This is a genomic window from Collinsella sp. TM09-10AT, from assembly GCF_003436275.1.
GTDB lineage: Bacteria > Actinomycetota > Coriobacteriia > Coriobacteriales > Coriobacteriaceae > Collinsella.
In genome coordinates, this window is record NZ_QSOP01000032.1 from 1 (window position 1) to 16,213 (window position 16,213).

The following is a 16,213-nucleotide window of genomic DNA, read 5'->3' on the forward strand; positions in this document are numbered from 1 at the left end:
AGGCGGGGCCGAGGCCGCCTCGATCAATTTGCGAAAGAATCTTGACGGTACCTTCTGGGGTCGAAGGATGTGGCGACTGACGGGTATTCGTTTTGCATAGACGGGGCAGAGCTGCTCACGCCGCGCGAGTATCTCAAGCGTGCGCATGATGATTATTCAAAATATGGCATCGTGGATACGAAAACGAAATTGAAGGACGCCGACATCACGTGTGTTATCGCCGTAAAGATGCGTGTCAGGAATAAGGACAATGTCGAAGGCGGAATCAAAACGTATGTTTGGCATTTGGTGCCGGAGTCTGCGCCAAACTATGACTTTATGGTCAATACCGATCTGATAGCGCAGGCAATGCCGGCTTTAGACGGATTTGCAGCGTTTGCCGTGCAGGTTGGAGCGGAAAACGAGTTGCTTGTCCCATTTATGATGCAAAACACCAACGATTACTTTGAAGATTACGAGACCGTCCGTTTTGAGAAGGCTTTTCCCGGGACTTATACGATGAAGATGACCGATCTGCCGGAGAGAAGGCTCTTAAGGTTTGAAGTGAAGTAGCTCGAGAGTTAGGCAAAATGGGTCCATCGGCGGTACCCGCGCCCGATTTCAGGCGCTCCGACTCGGAATCGGGCGCGGGACGAGGCACCTTCGGTGTCGGCCGGATTACCGCTTCTTCTTCTTGTTCTTCTTCTGCTTGCGCTGCTTGCCCTTGTTGTCCTGGGGCTTGTCGGCCTGTTTTGCTTCGGCAGCGGCCTTTTCTGCCTTCATCTTCTTGCGTTTGGTCTCGATGCGGAGTTTTTTGTTGATGCGCGCCTTAAGGAAGGCGCCAAACTGCTCGGCATCGCCGCGAACAAAGGTGTCCTTGGGGATCGTCACGCCCTGGTCGGCGAACATGGCAACAAAGATGCGCTCGCCGTCGAGTACGTGGTCGAGCTTGTCAAACGGGAAGAACTGCGACTTGCCGCTCTTGCCCCAGACCATTAGGCCGTCTTCGTTGGCGGCGACGCGGCGATAACGGCCGCCCATGGACTCGTCGGCCTCGACGGCATCGATAAAGTCGCGGGCGAGCGTGTGGTGCAGGTTTTTGCTCCACCAGGCCAAAAAGGCGCCGAACACGATGAGGACGACGCCAAACTTGATCCAGTTGCCACCGGCTACCAGCATGCCAATACCCAGCAGGGCGGCAATGGCGGCGGCGACATACAGGGAGCCGCGGCGTCTGGGCGAGGCGACCAGGCGGGCGAAGTCGGTGACCAGATCGTTTTCGTACTGATACTCGTTGAGGTACAGGATGCCGTCATCGGCTGCTGCCTGCGCCTCGAGCGCGACCTCGACCTGGTCGGCTGCTTCGGAGGGAATGAGGTTGCTCTCTGCGTCTGCCATACTCTTTGGACTCCTATCGCGGCGGGCTCGCCGTACGGGTTATTATGAGTGCAGTATGCCGTGCGACCGCATGGCCGCCGCGGCAACAAGACTCAGTATACCCGGGGGAGCACCCATGGAATCGTTGTACCGAAAGTATCGCCCGCTCACCTTTGACTCCGTGGTGGGCCAGCAGCATATCGTCTCGACGCTCGAGCACGCCATCACCGAGGGGCGTCTGTCCCACGCCTACCTGTTCTGCGGACCGCGCGGCACGGGCAAGACCACCATGGCGCGCATTCTGGCCAAGGCGCTGCTGTGCCGCAATGCCGAGGCGGCGCGCGCCGAGGGTGCAAGCGGCTGCATGCCCGACGGTACTTGCGAGGAGTGCGAGCTCATTGCCGAGGGTAACCACCCCGATGTCTACGAGCTCGATGCCGCCTCCCGCACGGGCGTGGACAATGTGCGCGAGGAAATCATCAACTCCGTCAACTTTGCTCCGGTGCGCGGCAAGTACAAGATCTATATCATCGACGAGGTCCACATGCTCACGACGGCGGCGTTCAACGCGCTGCTCAAGACGCTCGAGGAGCCGCCGGCACACGTGATCTTTGTGCTGTGCACCACCGACCCGCAAAAGATTCTGGAGACCATCCTCTCGCGCTGCCAGCGTTTCGATTTCCATCGCATCGGCAACGAGGATATTGAGCGTCGCCTGGCATACGTGTGCGAGCAGGAGGGCTTCGATTACGACGATGAGGCGCTGGCTATCGTGGCGCGCCATGCCAAGGGCGGCATGCGCGACGCGTTGTCCACGCTGGAACAGCTGAGCGTCTTTGGCAACGGTTCTGTGCATGCGGACGACGCCCGCTCGCTTTTAGGCGAGGTTTCGGACCAGATTCTGGGCGAGTTTGCCCGCGCCATTGCCGATCGCAATGTTGCCGAGCTCTATGGACTGATCCGTGCGCAGGTCGAGGAAGGAAACGACCTGCTGGAGCTGACGCGCGACCTGGTGGCGCATGTGCGTGACGTGTACGTTGCCTGCGTTGCCGGTGCCCGTGCCGAGCTGTTTGAGGGCGGCTCCGAGCAGGCCGAGGCGCTTGCTGCCGAGGCCGCTGCCTTTGGCGAGCATCCTGCCGACCGCCTGGCCCGTGTGCTGACGGTGCTCGACGATGCCGCACTGGAGATGAGGGGCGCGAGCGACGTGCGCCTGGTGCTCGAGATCGCCTGCACGCGCCTGGCACGTCCCGAGGCCGATTTAACGATTGAGGCATTGGCCGAGCGCGTGGCTCGCTTGGAGGCCATGGTTGCCAACGGCGCCGTGCCGGCGAGCGTGGCTGCTGCTCAGGCCGCCGCGCCTGCAGCATCCGTACCCGCTGCTGCCCAGCAGCCGACGCTCATTTCGGGCGCCCGTGCTGCCGCTCCGGCGGCATCCGCTGCCCCCGCTGGTACGTCCGCGCGCCAGGGCGGTATGCCTTGGGACCGTGGTGCTGCTGTTCCGGCTGCCCAGCCTGCGTCCCGTTCTGCGTCCGTGTCAGCTTCCAAGCCTGCAGCGCCTGCACCTCAGTCTGCGCCGACTCCGACGCCTCAGCCCGTTGCGGCCCCCGCGCCTGCCACCGCTCCGGTACCTAAGCCCCAGTCCAACAATGCCGCCCAGGTTGCTGCCGCCGGTACTGCCGAGACGCCCGCGGTCGAGGATGCCGGAGAGCTGCAGCGCAAATGGGCCGAGGTTGTCGAGCGTGTCAAGGCGCGTCAGGCTTCCTACGCAGGGCTTTTGCTCAACGCCCGCGCCACGGCCGACGACGGCTCCAAGCTCACGGTCTCGTTCCCCGCGGGTTCGACTTTTGCCATTAAGATGCTCGGTCGCGCCGATACGCAGTCGGTGGTCCTGCCGACGGTTTGCGCGGTCTTCGGTCGTCGTACCGTCGACTATGTCCTGGATGGGGGTGGCACGCCGGCTCCTCAACATGAGGAGCATTCTCCATCTGCACGGGCTGCGGTATCTGCGGACCCGCAACCCGTGTCCTCGGCGGCCCCTGTATCCTCGAGCGCCAGCGCGACGCAGCCAAAAGCGGCGCCGGTAGCGGCACCGACCCTGTCGGCGCCTAAGCCCGCGGCGCCCAAACCGGCTGCTCCGGCTCCCGCGCCCAAGCCCGCTGCCGCGCCTGCGCCCAAGTCATCCGACCTAGCTAAGGCCCCCTGGCTACGCTCCGACAATCCCGCCGGTGCTCCTGCCACGGGCAAGCTCCCGACCGAGCCCGCACCCCGAGCGCCCGAGCGCGCGTCCGCTCCCAAGGCTCAGCCCGCCGCGCCGTCTGCGCCGTGGGAATCCGAGCAGGTTCCCTACGACGATGTCATGGTCGGCGGTTTTGCTGCCGATGCCGGCGGGGACGATCTGCCCCCGTTCGACGTGCCGGGTGCGGCGTCCGCGCCCAAGCCCGCTGCAACTGCCCCCAAAGAGGAGGACGCTCCTGCGGCTCCCTGGGAGTCCAACCCCGGCGCGGGCAGCCCCTTCGGCCATCAAGGCGCAGCCCCAAGCATCCCGCAGACCGAGGACGAGGCCAAAGCCCTCATCCGCAGCGTCTTCGGCCAGTCCACCATCTTCAAGCCGGTGGAGTAGCTGCGCAGGCGGGTATACTGCTCAAGAAGAGAACCCCTTGCCCGGGCGCATCTGTATTTCGGACATGTGCAACGTGGTGCCGCGTATATCGCATTCGAGCAGACAGGCGCGTGACGGTCGGCCTAGGATGCTGAGGTCGATACGATACGTCGCATGGCTGTCCGTGTACTCGACTTGCTCGGCGTTGACGGTTGCTCCGATTGTAAATAAAGAGCCCAGTTCGGCATCGACAATCTTGGAGTCCTTTATCTTGACCTTGAACTCTTGGTAGAGGGACGGGCTGTTGTAGTAAATGGTTCGGGTTCCGTCGGTGCATTCATCGGTCGTCTCCCATTTGACGACGGGCTGGTCCGAGCTGGCTATCAGCAGTTCTGCTCCAAAAGCTATGGCATGGGTGATGATAACCAGTAATACCCAGACGACAAAGAGATAGAGAACCACATATGCAACGGGGTGTTTTGAGCGGATGTTTTGGAGTACGGCTGGGACATTCACGAGGGCACCTCCAAATCGTCATCTATGACAATCAAATTATACCCAGCCGCCATGCGTGCCGCCTCGAGCAGCGGCTCGGCATTTTGCCATGTAGCCTTGTAGCCCTACGCATAAACTGCCTGGTTCCAGCTCTGCTAGATGTAGCTTGAGATAATTATGCAACCTTGCATAATTCGACCTTGCATAATCTTGGGCGTGCGTCACGCTCAAGGACATGTATATCGACTGAGGTAGCGTGTCCGCCCCGCTCGCTGGCCTCGCGCCGTGGTACGATTTTTGAGTTTGAAAGTCCCGCCGCGCTCCGGCTGCCCTTGCAGCTCGGCGTGCGGCCGCACGTAAAGGAGCCATCATGGCCGGTATGAACATGCAGCAGATGATGAAGCAGGCTCGCAAGATGCAGGAGCAGCTTGCCGCCGCGCAGGAAAACCTTAAGTCCCAGACCGTCGACGCCTCCGCCGGCGGCGGCATGGTCAAGGTGACCGTTAACGGCGAGATGGAGCTCGTCAACCTCACCATCGACCCCGATGCCCTCGATCCCGAGGACGTCGATATGCTGCAGGACATGATCATGGCTGCCGTCAACGAGGCCGTCCGCGGTGTCAACGAGCTTGCCAACAAGCAGATGGGCGCCATCACCGGCGGCCTCAACATCCCGGGCATGCCGTTCTAAGACACGCATATATATGAGTGCCAACCATAGTCTGCAAAAATTGCTCGATGAGCTGGGTCGTCTGCCGGGCATTGGTCCCAAGTCGGCCCAGCGCATCGCCTATTACCTGCTCGAGGCCGATGCCGAGGAGGCGCGCCGCCTGGCCGAGGCTATCCTGGAGGTTAAGCAGGAGGTTCACTTTTGCAGCCGCTGCTTTAACTACGCCACGGCCGACGAGTGCTCCATCTGCCAGGATTCGATGCGCGATACCACTCGCATTTGCGTGGTGGGCGAGCCGCGCGATGTCCAGGCGATTGAGCGCACGGGCAGCTACCACGGTCTCTACCACGTATTGGGCGGCGTGATCAGTCCCATGGACAAGATTGGTCCCGAGCAGTTGCACATTCGTGAGCTGCTGGCACGCTTGGGCCACGAGGACATCCACGAGGTCATCATCGCCACCAACCCCAATATCGAGGGCGAGACCACGGCGAGCTACCTGGCCCGCACTATCAAGCCGCTGGGCGTTGAGGTATCGCGTCTGGCGAGCGGCCTTCCCGTGGGCGGCGACCTGGAGTATGCCGACGAGCTTACGCTTGGGCGCGCCATCGAGGCCCGTCGCACGATTTAGGTGGCGAGCCTGCTCCTGCCGTATGTCTTCATCGCGACGCACGGGGTAGTCATAATTCCCCGTGCGACTGTAAGTTTGTTGTACAACAAAGATGCTTTGTATCCGCTTATCGCATGGATTCTTTCACTCGCATCCTTAATTTGCCCATTCGTTGCGCAACCTTTTGGGTTCGCTGATACACTCAAATATGGATTCGAATGAATGCGCCGCTCCCGAGCGGCGTGTTTTTGTTGGAGGAGAACGCATGCGGCCCGGTGGCACTCAGACAAAGCGCGGCGCCGCGGTGCGCATGCGACGCCGACTGGGCTTGGCGCCGCGGGCGTACGCACTGCTGTCTTGCTCGCTGGTGCTGGTCATAGCTGGTGTTTCTGCCTATGGCATGACCGTGCCGCCCATGATGCAGGCACATGCCGCACGCGAACCGCGCGTGGGGCATGAGGTCAAAAGTGACCTGGGCACCACGACTGGATATGCTTGGGCAAGTGTGGTCGCGCATATTGTGTTTGGCACCGATGATGCGGACGGCGCCGAGGCTCCGGACAACGAAGTCACGCTTGCCAATGGCAAAACCATCGTGCTCACCAACACCAAGATCATCGATCGGTTGTCCAACAATAGCGTGGCGGCAACGGTGAGTAAGGTCGAGCAGCAGAAGGAGCAGGACGCCCAGCAGTCCGGAAAGCCCGGTAGCTCGGATACTTCTGGCTCCGGCTCGGATTCATCGAGTTCGGGCGGCGGCTCTGGGTCGGGTTCCTCTGCCGGAGGGCCTGGAAACGGCGGCTCGACGGGCGGAAACACTGACAACGATGCAAACTCCGGTGGCCTTTCCGCTGCTGAGGAAGAGAGCATTCACAGCTGGCTTGTGACCAAGTACAACATGCTCGACGGCTATGTTTCTCGTGCCAATGACGTGGTCTCGACCTATAACTCTACGGGAGATCCCAGGCCGTGCGACAGCCTGGTCGGGGAGATGTTTGTCATTCGAGCCGAGTTCGGTCGTCAGACATTCTCGCCCCGGTCAAAGTGGTATCAGCAGTATGCCAATCTGTGGGGCTGTTACACCAACCTATGTCAATGGGTCGGCCATTACGGCGATGATGACGTCGCGCTCGGTAACTTCAACAATAACGTGGCGGCGCTTGCCCTATGATGACCGATCTTGCATCTACCACACCACAATCGCTCGGTCGCGATCCCATGGTCGGCCTGCGCCTGGCGCGTGTCGACGGGTTTGAGCCGGCCATTGCGCTCGGTCAGGACGAACTGCCTGCCTATCTGCGTCGTTTTACGATGCTGTTTGCCGACGATGCCACCATGCGCCGTGGCGGTATCGGCCGCGTGACGCATGCCGTCAACGCCCAAGGCGAGGCTGTGGCGCTCAAGCAGCTCATCTTGCCGGCGCGCGATGAGTTCGACGACGATGCCGCTCACGAGGCGCTGGTCGCCAAGTTCAAGGCGGCGTTTCGCGAGGAATACGAATGTCATCGTGCCCTTTCGGGCCTTAAGGGCTTTCCCCGCCTCTATGGCTGGGGCGAGGTCGACGGTGTGCCTGCAATTGTCATGGAATGGGTCGAGGGCGAGACACTTGCCCGCTTGCGTTCGCGACTCGCCGTGGACGATGCCGGACGCCTGTCGCCGCTTGTGGCGGCGCGTCTGGGTCGCGACCTGTTCGATCTGCTCTGCCGTATGAGCCTGGTGGGCGAGGGCTTTGTCCATCGCGATATCTCGCCCGCTAATATTATGGTGCGTACGGCGCGTCTACCGCTTGACCGGCAGCTTGCCGAGGGCACCTTTGACCTGTGCCTGATCGACTTTGGCTCGTCGCTGGCGCTCGAGCCTGCGTCGGCCGTGGCCGGTACCGGCGGCAAGGCGTCGTTTACGGAGCGCTATGCCACGCTGCGTCGCGCGACGGTTGCCTATGCCCCGCCCGAGATGCTCACCGACGATATTCCCGACCTGCGCGCTTTGCGTATGTCGCCGGCGATTGACGTATACGCCGCGGCAAGCACGGTTTACGAGCTCATTGCCGGCGTCGCGCCATACGAAGCCGCGCCGAGTACTTCGGGTGCCTCGGGTTCGCGCAAAAAGACGCGCGACATCGCGAGCCCCTACCGTCTCAAGATGGACACGCGGCCCGACTATCCCATTGGTGCCCATGCGCCCGGTTGTGATTTGACTCAGCTGCTTCGTCGTGAGCCCGATGTGGCGCTCGCCGCGGCCGAGCAGGCCCAGCAGCTAGGGCTTGAGCCGGATTCCGAAGAGCTACGCGATGCGCTGGCGTTTGTCGATGCCCAGCTGTTCGACGTGGTGATGGCCTGTCTGTCCAGCCATCAAAAAGATCGTCCCGAGCCGGCGGCGGTCGAGGCGGCGCTCTCGGCGTTTTGTGACCACTATGCGCAAAATGTCGGTCGTTCGCTTCGCGGCGAGCCGCTCACGCCGTGCCCCATGGATGCGTCTGGCCGCGCGGTTCGTCGCGCGCTGATGGTCGGCGCGACGGTCGTCTGTGGCGTGGTTTGGGCTGTGGTCGTGGTTTCGGCCGCGCTGCTGGTGTCGGGCGCTCGCGTGACGGCGACTTTGGGATCGCTCGTGTGGTCTGGGTCGCTACCGGGTATTATTGCCGCACTGGCGTTGGCGCTGCCAGGCATAGCCGGCGTTGCCGCGGGGGCACTTGCGCGCGATCGGCGCTCGGGCTTCCTGCAGGGTGTGCTTGCGCTTTCTGCCTGCGAGGTTCCGGTGCTGGTTGTGGCTGCATGTAGCGTATTTTCCCAACGCGCCGTGATGGGCGGCCTTGTTGCCGCTCTGGTTGCAACCTATACGCTTACGTGGTTTTTGCTTGCGATGGGCTTTGCCTTTGAACTTCCCGTTTCGGCACCGCGACGCACAAAAGTCCAGATGGCGACTCCGCTTGCCGGTGGAGCCGCAGCTGCCCGTACTTTTGGCGGACCTGTCGAAGTATCGTCCGATTCTATTTCTACGACCAAGGAGGCCTAGGTCATGGCATCTCAAGTTGAGCTCACCCCATGCGGGGCCATGTTTGACATCTTTAAGCGCGCGGCGCATCTGAGCCATATCGAGCTGTGCGGCTTGGTGCTTTCGTCCCGTCCGCTCGCCGACGGCCGCAGCCCGCAGAGCCGGGCCGCCGATCGCTCTTGGGTTTCCCGCTTTATCGTTCGCGCGCCGGTCGGCACGCTTCAGCAGCGCTACTTTGCCGAATACGGTACCTCGGCTGCGCGTATTATGTCGCAACTGGCCCTGCGCCAGCGCAATCCCATGGACTCCACGGCTGTGATCAATATGGTGTGCGGCCCTGCAGGTGAACCGATGGTACGCGCGCTCGAAGAGTGTCACCAGGACACGAATCTCTATCGCAACGCGCTCGATCGCCTGTCCCAGGCGGCGGAACTCATGCCCGCCGAGCGCGCCGAGGCCGTGCTGGTGCTGTTTGTCGCCGTCGGTTGTTCGGCGGATGTGCGGTCCTCGGTGAACTATGCCATCGACTACGCGCACGCGACCTGTGGCGGAGGCACATCCACGCCGCGTTCGCTTGGCATGTCGATGACCGCGGGCGAACGCGAACCCGCCCCGGCGCACCCTTTGGGCTTGCTGCGCATACAAAACAGTTTTGTCGTGAGTGCCCCGCGCTGGATTCAGCCGAGTGAGCAGGGTGTTGAGATTGGCGCGCTGGCCACTGGCGAGGGCGATATTACCGACGTCGGCGACGATGTCTCGGCCCGCCATGCCCATATCTGGTGCGATGCTCAAAATATCTGGCACGTCGAGGACTTGTCGTCCACCAACGGAACCGTGGTGGTAAACGGGGCCACGCGCGTCTGCATTCAGGTCGAGCCCGGCCGTTCCGCCCAACTCAATCCCGGCGACGAGCTCAAGCTCGGCGAATCCACTACCTACGCCATCCTCTTCGGTGCCCTCTAGCCAGTCCCGCCAAATGGCCCCTCCGTCCCCAAGGGATCATTTTGCTCCCGGCAGTCACCCGAGGTAAACCTTTACCGCCCGCCTATATTTGCCGAAATATGGCTTGACGGCGGGGTACAATAAACCCGCATGCGGATTTCCGTTGCGGGCGCTTCCCATCGCCGGGGCGTGCCCGGGAGCATCCGGCATGCGGCCTTTGCGGCGCTCGGTCATGTGCAAGACGGGTAGCTGGGCTTGTGGAGCGCGTGCAGCCCTCCTCGCCTCGGCATGCCTTCTCTCCACGCCATGTACCTGCTGCTGAGCCTGCCTGCCAGATGATTGGAAGCAACAGCGAAAATCCCATCACGCCAACATCCCGGCGATCGCCGGGGCCTGTATACCTATATGAGAGGAGAGGGGTATATGGCGCGTAAGTTTAAGTCTATGGACGGCAACGAGGCGGCCGCATATGTTTCGTATGCGTACACCGAGGTAGCGGGAATCTATCCCATTACGCCGTCCAGCCCGATGGCCGACCATGTCGACCAGTGGGCGGCCCAGGGTCGCAAGAATATCTTCGGCACCCCGGTCAAGGTCGTCGAGATGGAGTCCGAGGCAGGTGCAGCCGGTACCGTTCACGGTTCGCTGGGCGCCGGTGCTCTGACCACCACCTACACGGCTTCTCAGGGTCTGCTCCTGATGATCCCGAACATGTACAAGATCGCGGGCGAGCAGCTCCCGGGCGTCTTCCACGTCTCCGCGCGTTGCGTCGCTTCCCACGCCCTGAACATCTTTGGCGATCACTCCGACGTCATGGCCTGCCGCCAGACCGGTTTCGCCATGCTCGCCGAGGGCAACGTCCAGGAGGTCATGGACCTCTCGCCGGTGGCTCACCTTGCCGCCATCGAGGGTAAGACCCCGTTCCTTAACTTCTTCGACGGCTTCCGCACCAGCCACGAGATCCAGAAGGTCGCCATGTGGGACTACAAGGATCTGGCCGAGATGTGCGACATGGACGCCGTCCAGGCTTTCCGCGACCACGCGCTCAACCCTGAGCACCCGCACACCTGCGGCAGCCACGAGAACGGCGATATCTTCTTCCAGAACCGTGAGGCCTGCAACAAGGTCTACGACGAGCTCCCTGCCGTCGTCGAGGGCTACATGAAGAAGATCAACGAGAAGCTCGGCACCGATTACGGCCTGTTCAACTACTACGGCGCTCCCGATGCCGATCGTGTCGTCGTGTGCATGGGCTCCTTCTGCGACGTGCTCGAGGAAGTCATCGACTACCTCAACGCTCACGGCGAGAAGGTCGGTCTGGTCAAGGTTCGCCTGTTCCGCCCGTTCTCCATCAAGCACTTCGTCGACGTTCTCCCCGAGACCGTCAAAAAGATCGCCGTCATGGACCGCACCAAGGAGCCGGGTTCCATCGGCGAGCCGCTCTACCAGGACGTCGTCTCCGCTCTCTACGAGGCCGGCAAGACGGGCATCAAGGTCGTCGGCGGCCGTTACGGCCTGGGCGGCAAGGATACGCCTCCCGCGTCCGCGTTCGCTGTCTTCGAGGAGCTTAAGAAGGACGAGCCCAAGCGCGAGTTCACCATCGGCATCGTCGATGACGTGACCAACCTGAGCCTGCCCGAGGCCGAGGATGCACCCAACACCGCAGCTCCCGGCACCATCGAGTGCAAGTTCTGGGGTCTGGGTGGCGACGGTACCGTCGGCGCCAACAAGAACTCGATCAAGATCATCGGCGACCACACCGACAAGTACGTTCAGGCCTACTTCCAGTACGACTCCAAGAAGACCGGCGGCGTCACCGTCTCGCACCTGCGCTTTGGTGATTCCCCGATCCGCTCGCCGTACTACGTGACCAAGGCCGACTTTGTCGCTTGCCACAACCCCAGCTACATCGTCAAGGGCTTCAAGATGGTCCGCGACGTCAAGCCGGGCGGCACCTTCCTGGTCAACTGCCAGTGGAGCGACGAGGAGTTCGCCGAGCACATGCCCGCCGTGGCCAAGCGCTACATCGCCAACAACAACGTCAACGTCTACCTGATCGACGCTATCGACCTGGCCGCCAAGGTCGGCATGGGCAAGCGCACCAACACGGTGCTCCAGTCCGCCTTCTTCGCGCTGGCCAAGGTCCTGCCCGCCGAGGACGCTCTGCAGTACATGAAGGACGCGGCTACCAAGTCCTACATGAAGAAGGGCCAGGCCATCGTCGACGCCAACCACAAGGCCATCGATGCCGGCGCTACCGCCTTCCGTAAGTTCGAGGTTCCGGCCGACTGGGCAACCGCCGAGGATGCCGCTCCCGTCGAGCTCTCCGAGGAGACCAAGTCCGCCATCGCCCAGCAGGTCAAGAACCTGCTCGAGCCCATCGATCGCATGGATGGCGACAGCCTGCCCGTTTCCGCCTTTGTCGATTGCGCCGACGGCCAGTTTGAGCTGGGCGCCTCCGCATACGAGAAGCGCGGCGTCGCCGTGGTCGTTCCCCACTGGGACGAGACCAAGTGCATCCAGTGCAACCAGTGCGCCTATGTGTGCCCGCATGCCACCATCCGTCCGTTCGCGATGACCGAGGACGAGGCTGCCGCCGCGCCCGAGGCTACCCGCACGCTCGACGCTATGGGCCCCAAGGCCAAGGGTATGAAGTTCACCATGGCCGTGTCCCCGCTCGACTGCATGGGCTGCACCAACTGCGTCAAGGTCTGTCCCAAGGGCGCCCTCGAGATGGTTCCCACCGAGCAGGAGATGGACCAGCAGCCCGTTTGGGACTACATGGTCGAGAACGTCTCCGAGAAGAAGGAGCTCATCGCGGCCAACGTCAAGGGCAGCCAGTTCAAGCAGCCCTACCTGGAGTTCTCTGGCTCCTGCGCCGGCTGCGCCGAGACCGCCTATGCACGTCTGGTGACCCAGGTCGCCGGCGACCGCATGTTCATCTCCAACGCCACTGGCTGCTCCTCCATTTGGGGCAACCCCGCTGCCGCCGCTCCTTACTGCAAGGACAAGGACGGTCACAGCCCGGCGTGGAACAACTCCCTGTTCGAGGACAATGCCGAGCACGGTCTGGGCATGGCCGTTGGCTACGAGGCCGTTCAGCGCAAGCTGATCGCCGCCACCCAGGAGATTATCGCCGCTGACGGTCCGTCCGACGAGCTCAAGGCCGCTGGCCAGGCTTGGATCGACTCCGTCAACGATGTCGAGGCTTCCAAGACCGCTGCCGCTGCCTACGTTGCCGAGCTCGAGAAGTGCGGCTGCGACGCTTCCAAGGCGATCCTCGCCGACAAGGCTTACCTCACCAAGAAGTCCTTCTGGATCTTCGGTGGCGACGGTTGGGCCTACGACATCGGCTTCGGTGGCCTGGACCACGTCCTGGCTTCCGGCCACAATGTCAACGTCTTCGTCTTCGACACCGAGGTTTACTCCAACACCGGCGGTCAGGCCTCCAAGGCCTCGAACCTGGGCCAGGTCGCTCAGTTCGCCGCTGCCGGTAAGGTGACCAAGAAGAAGTCTCTGGCCGAGATTGCCATGAGCTACGGCTACGTCTACGTGGCGCAGGTCGCCATGGGCGCCAACCCGGCTCAGACCCTCAAGGCTATCCACGAGGCCGAGGCCTACGACGGCCCGTCCCTCATCATCGGCTACAGCCCCTGCGAGATGCACTCCATCAAGAAGGGCGGCATGCAGAACTGCCAGGCCGAGATGAAGAAGGCTGTCGAGTGCGGTTACTGGAACCTCTTCCGCTTCAACCCCGAGGCTGCTGCCGGCAAGAAGTTCTCACTCGATTCCAAGGAGCCCGCGGGCGGTTATCAGGAGTTCCTGATGAATGAGGCCCGTTACGCTTCGCTGACGCGTTCCTTCCCCGAGCGCGCCGAGGAGCTCTTCAAGGAGAACGAGCAGGCCGCTATGGACCGCTACGCTCACCTGTTGAAGCTCAAGACGGTGTACAACGAGGCCTAGGTCTCCCACCGCAGGATCTGAGGGCTAACCTTCGCGGACGTCCTCGGACATGAAAGAACCCCCGCTGCGCACTACGTGCGGCGGGGGTTCTTTCGTCCTGCGGAGTGTCCGCGAAGGTTAGCCCTCAGATCCTGCTACGACTACGTCCTCGGATTGTGGGGCTGAATGAAGGACGTGGCTGTGGGGGTGCCTTGTCCCGGTCGCTGTTTCGCGGCGTGGCCGCGAAACCACGCGCCACTTTGGGCATGGAGGGCTAGCTGATTGTGGCCTTCTGCTGCCCCAGTGCTGTTTCGCGCTTTGCGCGAAACATCGCAGCACTTTGGGCATAGTGGGGGAGTTGGTTGTCGCTGCCTTCTATCCCCTTGCTGTTTCGCGCCTTTGGCGCGAAAGGCGCAGTACTTTGGGCGTGGGGGCTGGCTTGCGGACTCAGATGACCTAGAGAGATATGGGTGCAAACGAGAAATCGTTGTTGGGGTCGTCCTTTTCCATAAACTCATCGAGACAGAATGTCATATAGATTGGAACGTAAAGGATCTTGCCCTCTTTGCAAAGGTTTTCGTGGCTCAGCACAACGGCCTCGGGAATTTTGTACTCGCCCACACTCATCAAACGGTCGAGGGCTGCATGTGCTCGAACTTTCTTGCCCGATTTGACTTCGATTGGGACAACATGCCCGCGGGCACCTTCGATTACAAAGTCGACTTCACCGACCTCACGCGTTTGGTAGTACCACGTATCTGCTCCGAGGGCAACGAGTTCCTGTGCGACCACGTTCTCATAGAGGCCGCCGAGGTTGGGGGTTTTCATGTCAAGGTAGACGGCGCGTGCCGTGCTGCCGGGATACCGCGATGCGAGCATACCTGTATCGGACTCGTATAGTTTAAAGGCCGTCGTTTTCTCCGTCCTCTTGAGAGGACTTCGTGCCTCCGTCACCTGGGGGACCATCAATCCAACGCCTGCGTTCACCAGCCATAGGAAATCCTGCTCGTATTTTTGAAGACGAGCTCCCTCGCCTAGAGACGAGACGATAAAGCGATGGGACTCCGCCTCAAGCTGAACGGGAATTTGCTCGAAAATGGAGCGAACGTTAAACGCTCGAGTCGATGCATATTTAGAGATATCGCTTTTGTACTGATCGACTAGCTGAATTTGAAGCTCACGCGTTCTCACGAGCGAATAGCCCGAATCGATATAGTTCTGAACGACCTCCGGCATGCCGCCGCAAACGATATAAGCTCTAAAGTTTTTGAGCATCGCCTCATGAATAAAATTTTCGACGGGACGCCTCTCGACAAGGCAGCTGCGGATGTCTGCAAGCACATTCTCGCTGATGCTGTTTGCCCAACAAAACTCTTCAAAATCCATTGGCCGCATAACAATGTGCTCGACATACCCCACCGGGAAAGAAGAGATCCCCTTAAACTCAGTCCCAAGCATAGACCCCGAGAAGACATAGCTAAAGCGTCCGTCCTCGACCAGCGCCTTCATAAGTGTAACGATCTGCGGATACTCCTGAATCTCATCGACAAAGATAAGTGTATCTCCCTCAACAAGCGGTGCATCCGCAAGAAGGGCCACACGGTTGATGAAGTCAATGGAGTTCTTAGCGCCAACAAGTACGTCTCTTGCCTCGGCATCAAGTAGCAGATTGACCTCATAATACGAAGCGTAGTTGCTCTTTCCAAACGCGCGAATCGCATAGCTCTTGCCAATCTGACGCGCACCGGTAACAAGCAGGGCCTTATGGGAGTTATTCTTCCAGCTCAAAAGCCTATCAGTGACTTTGCGGCGTAGCATTAAAACACCTCATTGACAAAAATTGGCAAATAGATTTGCCCCTAATCATACAAAAATTGACAAATAGATTTGACCCAAATCATACAAAAATTGACAAATAGCAAAGCTCACTTAGGCCTCAAAGCCAGCGAGCCAGCACGGTACTTTGCGAAAAGGCTGGCGGCGCCGTTGTTGAGGGTGGCCAGGTTGACAGTGGCGCCGTTAGCGTTCTCGGCTGCTTGGGCGCGCAGGAGCGAAAGGGCGTCGGTAGCGTTCATGCAGAAGCCGACGGTAAAGTTCCATACTGCGAACTCGCAGTCGCTTGCCGCGGGGTGAAGCGCGATCGGCTATCCCTTATGTTGGATGAAAAGCCCCATGTTTTTGCAGGGGTGCATACTCGTCAAATTAATGTATAGAATCGCGTATAGTGCGAGTAAGATATTGCGCTGTCCGTTTTGTGTTTAGCAAAGATATAGTTCGCATAATCTGGTCTAATCCCTGCTCTATTTAAATAAAGTTGCACGTAAATGGCGTAGATATGCCTGAACTGGGCTTCTTTACGCTGAGCGGGTAAAATCGACCGTTCGCCGCTTAGGTATTTTCAAAATGAATAAAATGAGCGATAAAGAGAATATAAACCTTAATAAACTCGCGTATCGCACGGACGCGGGTTATTAATGGGTTGTAGGCCTTTTACAGAAAGGATTCCAGCAATGTCTAAGCCTCTTGGCAAGCCCGATCGTATTGTCGTCGCCCTCGGCGGCAACGCCCTCGGCAACAACCCCGTCGAGCAGATCGAGGCCGTGAGCAA

General features: G+C 60.6%; 12 protein-coding genes and 1 pseudogene. 9 read left to right on the top strand and 4 right to left on the bottom strand.

Translation table 11 applies throughout. The annotated features are described in order from the left end of the window. Nucleotides 1-69 precede the first annotated feature (69 nt). On the top strand, nt 70-552 hold the full coding sequence (locus tag DXD77_RS09800) for a DUF5028 domain-containing protein (protein ID WP_158549135.1): 483 nt from the start codon (nt 70-72) through the stop codon (nt 550-552). Between the two features lie 105 nt (nt 553-657). On the opposite strand, the gene DXD77_RS09805 is transcribed toward DXD77_RS09800, so the two are convergent. Next, nucleotides 658-1,377: a hypothetical protein gene (locus DXD77_RS09805; protein WP_117564930.1), complete on the bottom strand. Its 720-nt coding sequence runs from the start codon at nt 1,375-1,377 to the stop codon at nt 658-660. A 115-nt stretch (nt 1,378-1,492) separates the two neighbouring features. Between DXD77_RS09805 and dnaX the strand changes: the two genes are divergently transcribed. Further along, nucleotides 1,493-3,976: a DNA polymerase III subunit gamma/tau gene (dnaX, locus tag DXD77_RS09810; protein WP_158549136.1), complete on the top strand. Its 2,484-nt coding sequence runs from the start codon at nt 1,493-1,495 to the stop codon at nt 3,974-3,976. 21 nt (nt 3,977-3,997) lie between these two features. Here dnaX and DXD77_RS09815 read toward each other — a convergent pair whose 3' ends face one another. Continuing rightward, complete coding sequence (locus tag DXD77_RS09815; RefSeq protein WP_147352053.1) at nt 3,998-4,417, bottom strand: hypothetical protein; 420 nt, start codon at nt 4,415-4,417, stop codon at nt 3,998-4,000. Nucleotides 4,418-4,820: 403 nt separating this feature from the next. On the opposite strand from DXD77_RS09815, the gene DXD77_RS09820 reads away from it, so the two are divergent. The 6 genes from DXD77_RS09820 to nifJ all read left to right on the top strand — a co-directional run bounded on the left by DXD77_RS09820 (nt 4,821) and on the right by nifJ (nt 13,626). After that, a complete protein-coding gene (locus DXD77_RS09820) occupies nt 4,821-5,141 on the top strand; it encodes a YbaB/EbfC family nucleoid-associated protein (protein ID WP_006235174.1) in 321 nt (106 codons plus the stop codon). A 13-nt stretch (nt 5,142-5,154) separates the two neighbouring features. Beyond that, complete coding sequence (recR, locus tag DXD77_RS09825; RefSeq protein ID WP_089573257.1) at nt 5,155-5,751, top strand: recombination mediator RecR; 597 nt, start codon at nt 5,155-5,157, stop codon at nt 5,749-5,751. Between the two features lie 244 nt (nt 5,752-5,995). Further along, a complete protein-coding gene (locus tag DXD77_RS09830) occupies nt 5,996-6,901 on the top strand; it encodes a hypothetical protein (protein ID WP_117648548.1) in 906 nt (301 codons plus the stop codon). Continuing rightward, nucleotides 6,898-8,742 (top strand): hypothetical protein, encoded by a 1,845-nt coding sequence (locus DXD77_RS09835; RefSeq protein WP_117648549.1) that lies wholly within the window; start codon nt 6,898-6,900, stop codon nt 8,740-8,742. Before DXD77_RS09830 ends, DXD77_RS09835 begins: the two co-directional genes overlap by 4 nt. A 3-nt stretch (nt 8,743-8,745) precedes the next feature. Further along, complete coding sequence (locus DXD77_RS09840) at nt 8,746-9,684, top strand: FHA domain-containing protein (RefSeq protein ID WP_117648550.1); 939 nt, start codon at nt 8,746-8,748, stop codon at nt 9,682-9,684. A 402-nt stretch (nt 9,685-10,086) separates the two neighbouring features. Then, nucleotides 10,087-13,626, top strand: coding sequence for a pyruvate:ferredoxin (flavodoxin) oxidoreductase (nifJ, locus tag DXD77_RS09845; protein WP_117648551.1), 3,540 nt, complete (start codon nt 10,087-10,089; stop codon nt 13,624-13,626). Between the two features lie 435 nt (nt 13,627-14,061). Here the strand turns inward: nifJ and DXD77_RS09850 are convergent, their stop codons facing one another. Further along, entirely contained in the window at nt 14,062-15,393 is a 1,332-nt protein-coding gene (locus tag DXD77_RS09850; RefSeq protein ID WP_158549137.1) for an ATP-binding protein, read from the bottom strand. Nucleotides 15,394-15,530: 137 nt separating this feature from the next. Then, a complete protein-coding gene (locus DXD77_RS10440; RefSeq protein WP_158549138.1) occupies nt 15,531-15,680 on the bottom strand; it encodes a hypothetical protein in 150 nt (49 codons plus the stop codon). A gap of 435 nt (nt 15,681-16,115) precedes the next feature. Here DXD77_RS10440 and DXD77_RS09855 point away from each other — a divergent pair. After that, nucleotides 16,116-16,213, top strand: a pseudogene (locus tag DXD77_RS09855) (carbamate kinase); the annotation flags it as partial.